Annotated in this window: 7 protein-coding genes; 4 read left to right on the forward strand and 3 right to left on the reverse strand. The window is 68.7% G+C overall.

Annotated elements, in window-relative coordinates:
• Positions 1-34: 34 nt before the first annotated feature.
• Together ACFYXH_RS31420 and ACFYXH_RS31425 are read left to right on the forward strand one after the other, a co-directional pair.
• The gene (locus ACFYXH_RS31420; protein WP_389569998.1) at positions 35-847 is read left to right on the forward strand and encodes an ABC transporter ATP-binding protein; all 813 of its coding nucleotides are present in this window, start codon (positions 35-37) and stop codon (positions 845-847) included.
• Complete coding sequence (locus ACFYXH_RS31425) at positions 844-1,581, forward strand: ABC transporter permease (RefSeq protein WP_389570000.1); 738 nt, start codon at positions 844-846, stop codon at positions 1,579-1,581. Before ACFYXH_RS31420 ends, ACFYXH_RS31425 begins: the two co-directional genes overlap by 4 nt.
• Here the strand turns inward: ACFYXH_RS31425 and ACFYXH_RS31430 are convergent.
• Positions 1,578-2,192: a hypothetical protein gene (locus ACFYXH_RS31430; RefSeq protein WP_389570003.1), complete on the reverse strand. Its 615-nt coding sequence runs from the start codon at positions 2,190-2,192 to the stop codon at positions 1,578-1,580. The two genes, ACFYXH_RS31425 and ACFYXH_RS31430, sit on opposite strands and share 4 nt — an antisense overlap.
• Positions 2,185-2,697: a SigE family RNA polymerase sigma factor gene (locus ACFYXH_RS31435; RefSeq protein WP_389570005.1), complete on the reverse strand. Its 513-nt coding sequence runs from the start codon at positions 2,695-2,697 to the stop codon at positions 2,185-2,187. The genes ACFYXH_RS31430 and ACFYXH_RS31435 overlap by 8 nt, the downstream gene beginning before the upstream one ends.
• Before the next feature lie 141 nt (positions 2,698-2,838).
• On the opposite strand from ACFYXH_RS31435, the gene ACFYXH_RS31440 reads away from it, so the two are divergent.
• Both ACFYXH_RS31440 and proC read left to right on the forward strand, forming a co-directional pair.
• Positions 2,839-3,765 carry a L,D-transpeptidase gene (locus tag ACFYXH_RS31440; protein WP_389570007.1) on the forward strand — a complete coding sequence of 309 codons (927 nt, stop codon included), beginning with the start codon at positions 2,839-2,841 and terminating at the stop codon, positions 3,763-3,765.
• Between the two features lie 161 nt (positions 3,766-3,926).
• Complete coding sequence (proC, locus tag ACFYXH_RS31445; protein ID WP_389570010.1) at positions 3,927-4,736, forward strand: pyrroline-5-carboxylate reductase; 810 nt, start codon at positions 3,927-3,929, stop codon at positions 4,734-4,736.
• A gap of 72 nt (positions 4,737-4,808) precedes the next feature.
• On the opposite strand, the gene trpS is transcribed toward proC, so the two are convergent.
• Positions 4,809-5,804, reverse strand: a complete 996-nt coding sequence (trpS, locus tag ACFYXH_RS31450; RefSeq protein WP_389570012.1) for a tryptophan--tRNA ligase — start codon at positions 5,802-5,804, stop codon at positions 4,809-4,811.
• Between the last annotated feature and the right edge of the window lie 502 nt (positions 5,805-6,306).

Consider the following 6,306-nt stretch of genomic DNA (forward strand, 5'->3'; position numbering starts at 1 on the left):
GACGCAGCAGAGCTCCAGGAGCATTATTCATCACATGATGAATTCTTCCGGGGTTGCCGTCCTGGCCCGCGGCCTCACTGTCGTACGAGGAGACCGCACCGTCCTGCGCGGCATCGACTTCACCGTCCCGCCCGGCCGGATCACCGGCCTGCTCGGACCGTCCGGCTGTGGCAAGTCGACCCTCATGCGCGCAATCGTCGGCACCCAGGCCAAGGTCACCGGGACCCTCGAAATCCTCGGCAAACCGGCGGGCGATGCCGCACTCCGCTCCCGTATCGGCTACGTCACCCAGGACCCGTCCGTCTATGACGACCTGACGGTCCGCCAGAACCTCGACTACTTCGCCGCCGTGCTGCAGCCGGGCCGTCGCCACCGCGACGCCCGGCGCGAACACGTCGCCCGCGCCATCGCCGACGTCGACCTCACGTCGCACGCCGACGCACTCGCCGGCCGGCTCTCCGGCGGCCAGCGCACCCGCGTCTCCCTCGCCGTCGCCCTGCTCGGCACACCCGAACTCCTCGTCCTCGACGAACCGACCGTCGGCCTCGATCCCGTTCTGCGCCGCGATCTGTGGGACCTCTTCCACCGCCTCGCCGACGAACGCGGCGCGGCGATCCTTGTCTCCTCCCACGTCATGGACGAGGCCGAGCGCTGCCACCGCCTGCTCCTGATGCGGGAAGGCGAGATCCTCGCCGAGGACAGCCCGGACTTCCTGCGCTCCCGCACCCGCTCCGCAACGGTCGAGGGAGCCTTCCTCCACCTGGTCGACGAGGCCAACGCCCGTCAGGCCAAGACCCGTCAGGCCGGCACCGATGAGGCCGACGCACTTCAGGAGAACGCCCGATGAGCACCGCACGCACCCTCGCCACCGCCACCCGCGTCCTGCGCCAGCTGCGCCACGACCCGCGCTCCATCGCACTGATGATCTTGGTGCCGTGCGTGATGCTCTTCCTGCTGCGCTATGTGTTCGACGGCAGCCCGCAGACCTTCGACTCCATTGGCGCCTCGCTGCTCGGCATCTTCCCGCTGATCACGATGTTCCTGGTGGCATCCATCGCGACCCTGCGCGAACGCACCTCAGGCACTCTGGAACGACTGCTCGCCATGCCGCTCGGCAAAGGCGACCTGATCGGCGGCTACGCCCTGGCATTCGGCCTCGTCGCCGTCGTCCAGTCCCTCCTCGCCTCCGGCCTCGCGCTCTGGGCGCTGGGCCTGGACGTCATCGGCTCGCCCTGGCTGCTGCTGCTCGTCGCACTTCTCGACGCCCTGCTCGGTACGGCGCTCGGCCTCTTCGTCTCGGCCTTCGCGGCCTCCGAGTTCCAGGCCGTCCAGTTCATGCCGGCCGTGATTTTCCCGCAGCTGCTGCTCTGCGGCCTGTTCATTCAGCGCGAGAAGATGCAGCCCGTCCTGGAAGGCATCTCGAACGTCCTGCCCATGTCGTACGCCGTCGACGCCATGACCCAGGTCCTCGGCCACCCCGACGCCACCGCAGACTTCACCCGCGACGTCCTGATCGTCGCGGCCTGCGCGGTCCTGGTCCTGGCGCTGGGTGCGGCGACGCTCCGCCGCCGTACCGCCTAGTTCAAGGCGATGACGTCCCCGACCGCGAGCTGGTCGTAGAGCCACTTGGCATCCAGGGAACCCACTCCGATCACGCTTTTGGAGAAGTTCTTGTCCGCAGGGGACTGGGTGACGAACAAGGTGGTGCCATCAGGCCTGGACAGCTCCACCACCCAGCTCGCGTTGAGCGTGTAGTCGCCCATGCCGATCATCTCCGCGGGCACCTTGCGCTTCGGGGACTTGGACACAACTGTCAACCGGCCAGGGGCGACCTTGCCCAGGAACACGACCACCGAACGGGGCTGCACGCCGTCCTTGGTGACCGTCAGCGTCCCCGTGCCGCGCTCGATGGTGGCTGCCGGCGCCCGCACCGACACGGACGGGCTCGGCGGCACCGCCGCAGGCGACTGCCGCGCTTCGTCCGCCCTCATCAGCTGCGGCACCCCGACCGCGACACCGGCGATCAGCGCAACGGCCGTCGCCGTCGTCCCGACCACCCGCCGACGACGTCCACGCGCCTCGCCGCGCCGCCGGATCTGACCACCCGACAGTGACGGCTGCGCCTCCGCACCGGCAGCGAGGACACGCAGCGCGGAGTCGAGTCCGTTCCGCTCACGACCGGTCTCAGACATGGCTGCCCTCCCTCTCGTCCTCGTCGGCAGACTCCCCGGGAGACAACAACCTGGCGAGGGCGGCCCGACCGCGCGACAGCCTCGCCTTGACCGTACCGGCCGGTGAACCCGTCTCCGCGGCGATCTGCTCAATGCTCAGATCGCAGAGATGATGCAGCACCACCGCCTGCCGCTGCGCCTCGGGCAGCTTCCGCAACGCCTCCACAAGCACCGTGTGTTCGGGCCCGGGCCCCGGCGTACGGTCCGTCGGCGGATGGTGCCGCACCAGCTCCAGCCACCGCCGCGCCCGCCGCCAGCGACTCACCGCGAGCCGCATCGCGACCGTACGGATCCACGCCTCGGGAGCCGACTCCGCCAGAAATGAGGCACGCCGGTCCCAGGCCCGAACGAACGCCTCCTGGACCACGTCCTGCGCCTCGCCGTGATCGCCCGTCAACGCGTACAGCTGCCCCACAAGCCGGGGGAAGGCGCTCGCGTAGAAGGCGTCGAATTCCTCCTCCGTCACGAGCGGTAGGACAGCCCCGGTGCCTCGCCGGTTCCACGGAAAACCATCCCCGCCCCCACGTGCAACCTGCCTCCCTTCCCATGCGTACAGAAGCCGGACCAACACAGCTGACCATCAGCTGACCCAGGGGGGGGGAACTCAATGCCACGACACATCAGGGCCGCCGTACTCGGCCTGATCTGCGCACTGTCGATCACCGGCTGCTCCGGCGCGGGCGGGACACCGGACGCCGTCGCGGCGCCACCGCGCCGGCCCGCCGCCAACTCCAGCTCTGAAGCACCACGGCCCACGGCCACCCCACCGTCCGCCGCCACCCTCGGCCACCTGGCCGACGCCACCATCAACATCACCGACGGCCAGCACGTCGGCGTCGGCCTGCCGATATCGGTGACCTTCAAGCACCCGATACCCAAGTCCCAGCGCGCCGACGTGGAGCGCCAACTCAAGGTCACCGCCAACCCTGGAGTCACCGGCGCCTGGGCCTGGATCAAGGACCGCAATCTCCACGACGGCCAGCGCGTCGACTTCCGCCCCCGGACCTACTGGAAGCCGGGTACCCGGGTCACCGTCAAGGCCGGCGACTCCCTCTCCCGTTCCCTCACCATCGCCCGCTCCCTGGTGGCCACGGTCGACGTCCGCACCCACCGGATGACCGTGGTCAAGGACGGCGCCACCCAGACCATCCCCATCACCGCGGGCCGTCCAGGCCTGGATACCTGGAACGGCACGATGGTCGTCTCGGACAAGCAGCGCCGCGTATTCATGGACTCCCGAACTGTGAACCTCGGCGACGCCTATGCCGGCTACTACAGCTACGCCGTCCACCTCACCACTTCGGGCACCTACCTCCACGAGAACCCGAAGGCCAACACCTACGCCGGCCGCAGCAACGTCACTCACGGCTGCATCGGCCTCCCCTCCGACGGCACCGCCCGCCGCTTCTACGAGCAGATCATTCCGGGCGACGTCATCCGCGTCACCAACTCCAAGGACCAGGTCGCCTCCGGCAATGGCTACGGCGACTGGAACCTCTCCTGGTCCGAATGGCGCTCCCGCAGCGCCCTTTAGTCCCAGCGGCTCTTGTCAGCCCCGACGGCTCCCGTCGGGGCCCTGGCGTCCGAGGGCGCGGACCGGTGCTCACCCGTACCGCCCCTCGGACAGCCCGGCACAGCCACGCCCCCGGTGCGAGGATGACGGCACGTATCCCCACCGGCGAGGTGAACAGAGCCATGACCCAGACAGTCGCAGTCCTCGGCACGGGCAAGATCGGCGAAGCCCTGCTCAGCGGCATGATCCGCGCCGGCTGGCGCCCCGCCGATCTACTGGTCACCACCCGCCGCGCCGACCGCGCCGAAGAGCTCCGCACCCGCTACGGCGTCGAGCCCGTCAACAACGCCGAAGCCGCCAAGCGCGCCGACACCCTCATCCTGGCCGTCAAGCCCCAGGACATGGGCAAGCTCCTCGACGAGCTCGCCCCACACATCACCGCCGACCGCCTCGTCATCAGCGCCGCGGCCGGCATCACCACCTCCTTCATCGAGGAGCGCCTGACCGCAGGCACCCCCGTAGTCCGTGTCATGCCCAACACCCCCGTCCTCGTCGACGAGGGCATGTCCGTGATCTCCGCCGGCAGCCACGCCACCAGCGAACACCTCGCCCATACCGAGGAGATCTTCGGCGGCGTCGGCAAGACCCTCCGCGTCCCCGAGTCCCAGCAGGACGCGGCCACCGCCCTGTCCGGCTCGGGTCCGGCGTACTTCTACTTCCTCGTCGAGGCCATGACCGATGCCGGCATCCTCCTCGGCCTCCCCCGCGCCCAGGCCCACGACCTGATCGTCCAGGCCGCCATCGGCGCCGCCGTGATGCTCCGCGACAGCGGCGAGCACCCCGTCAAGCTCCGTGAAGCAGTCACCTCCCCCGCAGGAACCACGATCAGCGCCATCCGTGAACTCGAGAACCACGGTGTACGCGCCGCCCTCATCGCCGCCCTCGAAGCGGCTCGCGACCGCAGCCGTGAGCTCGCCTCGGGCAACGGCTGACGATCGCCGCTACCCCGCCGCCGTGGCGCCACGGCGGCGGGAGCAGCCGCACCCCCTGTCTCCCGTCTGCGGCTACGCGGGCAGCAGCCCGATCGCCCGATAGGCGGCATCGACCCTCGGTCGCGCCATCCCCCTGGCCCGCTCGGCCCCCTTCCTCAGTACGTCATCGACGTGTCCCGGATCCGCCGCCAGCTCGGCATGCCGCTCCCTGACCGGCCTGAGCAGCTCCACCACCGCCTCGGCCGTGTCCTTCTTCAACGCTCCGTACGACTCATATACACCGGCAAACTCGTTCGGGTTCCCACCCTCGCAAGACGCCAGAATTTCGAGCAGATTCGCGATCCCCGGCCTGCTCTCCCGGTCGTACTCGACCTCGCGCCCGCTGTCCGTGACCGCTCGCATGATCTTCTTGCGCACCATGTCCGCGTCATCGAGCAGATAGACGATCCCGGCCCCGGACTCGCGAGACTTCCCCATCTTCGAGGCGGGGTCCTGCAGATCCATGACGCGCGCCGCCACCGGCGGATGCGTTGCCTTCGGCACGGTGAACGTATGCCCGTACCTCTGGTTGAACCGCACGGCCAGATCGCGGGTCAGCTCCACATGCTGGGCCTGGTCGTCACCCACCGGCACCTCATCGGCCCCGTACGCCAGGATGTCCGCCGCCATCAGCACCGGATACGTCAGCAGCGACATCCGCACACTCTGTCCGGTGGCCCGTGCCTGCGCGCCCTTCTCCTTGTACTGGATCATGCGCCGCAGCTCGCCGTCCGTCGCCGTGCACTCCAGCAGATAGGAGAGCCGCGCGTGCTCGTCCACATGACTCTGTACGAATACGGTGCACCGCTCCGGATCCAGGCCCGCCGCCAGCATGAGCGTCGCGGCCTGCCGACTGAGTCTGCGCACCCGCGCCGGATCGTGCTCCATGGTCAGCGCATGGAGATCGACCACACTGAACAGTGCGTCCGACTGATGCTGATCGACCTCGACCCACCTGCGCAGGGCTCCGAGGTAGTTGCCCAGCGTCAGGTGCCCTGTCGGCTTGATACCGCTGAAGATCCGTGTCATCCCGCTCTCCGTCTCCTGATGGGAGCCGCCGCGTCGAGCGGCCGGACTCCCGGAGGGAGTAACGAGAACGGCCGCCGAAGCGGCGGCCGTTGAGTGCATACGTAAGTGCCGGCCGCCGTCAGGCGGCCCACCACTGAAGGAAGCACGTACGCGTTGTCATGCGCTCGAGAGTACGCCGCCGGGCCCGAGGTTGACAGCACATACGGGCATCCGTAGTGTTCTCCGAGTTGTCCGACGTGAGCACCGACTTCGGCCGGTCCCCGGACAGCCATTCCGCAAGACCCACTACAAGCGAGCGACACTCCGTCGCCCGGCTTTCTGTGCGCTTTTGTGAAATGAGGAATCCGCGTTCGAATGGGCGCAACCCCGATTAGCGTCGGGGGCCAGGATTCCGCTAAAGTCTCACTCGTCGGAACGGCCCAACAGCCGGAAAGACAAATCCCGCTGACTGGGAGTCAGGCCCGAAAGGATCTGATAGAGTCGGAACCGCCGGAAAGCCGAA

The sequence above is a fragment of the Streptomyces sp. NPDC002730 genome, from assembly GCF_042888805.1.
In the GTDB taxonomy this organism is placed as follows: domain Bacteria; phylum Actinomycetota; class Actinomycetes; order Streptomycetales; family Streptomycetaceae; genus Streptomyces.